Origin of the sequence: Helicobacter monodelphidis, assembly GCF_003288845.1 — a bacterium.
Lineage (GTDB): Bacteria > Campylobacterota > Campylobacteria > Campylobacterales > Helicobacteraceae > NHYN01.
In genome coordinates this window covers 1-1090 of the sequence record NZ_NHYN01000065.1, presented here as the reverse complement: position 1 = coordinate 1090, position 1090 = coordinate 1, and the positions used below count along the sequence as shown (strand labels likewise).

Sequence of the window (1090 nt, the reverse complement as noted above, 5' to 3'; positions counted from 1 at the left end):
ATCTTTAACCTCCTTTCTACGCTAGATTGCATAAAAAGAAAGTTACCCCTTAAACACATTCTTATTTTACTGTTTTGACTCTAAAACTTCAATTTATCGTATAAGAGGTTTTATATGGACGATTTTAAGGTAATAGTTTGAAGTTTTAATTGAGTGCGGTTTAGCTGGATTAGGGGCGTCTTGTTTATATGCTATAACAATCCATTTCCTACTATCATCGCCTTTGTAATCTAATGCCATCAGGGCTCTATCATTTTTCGTCTCTATAAAAGCACGATTCTTTCCTATTTTCATTTCTCCTTGTTCTATGAATGGTGTAAGTCGTCTTTTCTCAAAAACACTTGAGTAGAATCTAACCCCAAAGATCCCACCAACTCATCATTCATATTTGCAATATGTAAAATTTAGGGGATTGTCTGAAGGCTTGTATATCTGTGCTTAACACATCATCTACAAATTTTTGATAGGTCGCTTGGTCTACTAAGTCCAAATTTTGCACATCATAAGCTTTGAAAGAACAAGCTATAACATATCTAGAACATATACAAGGTGAGGCATTACCACCACAGCTAAGCAAGGCAGATTTTCTCCAAAATGGATTAAAAGAAGTGATAAATAAAGAAAATTTTATTAAGCATTTAGAATCTAAACAAGATAGCTTTCGAAGGCTAAATGCACTTAGCTTAGTAGAACCAACGCTTAAAAAATGGGATTTGGAGCTTACCCACGAGGGAAGAAAAACATATATAAAAAGTTTTCAATCACATAAAAACTTGTATTATGTTTTGGTAACAGAGCAAGATGATAAATTGCTTATCACAGGCATACCTACACACAAAAAGAGAGAAATACTAAGGCAAGTCAATAACGCAAATTCTATAAGGGGCAGGTCTATTGGGACATTCAATTCTCTGCCAGAGTTTCAACAAATTGATAAAGCCCCAACTCCACAACCCAATTCTACCACAAATAAAACCCATATACAAGATGATATGCAAAATGAGACATCTCAAATCATAGAACTTGCAAAAAAAGACTTACTCAAAAATGGAAACTACAACCTTGATGAGTTAATGGATAAGGTAGGTTT

Annotated in this window: 1 pseudogene; it reads left to right on the top strand. The window is 33.9% G+C overall.

The window, feature by feature from the left end:
• Nucleotides 1–608 precede the first annotated feature (608 nt).
• Nucleotides 609–1090 (top strand): annotated as a pseudogene (locus tag CCZ01_RS09885) (hypothetical protein); the annotation flags it as partial.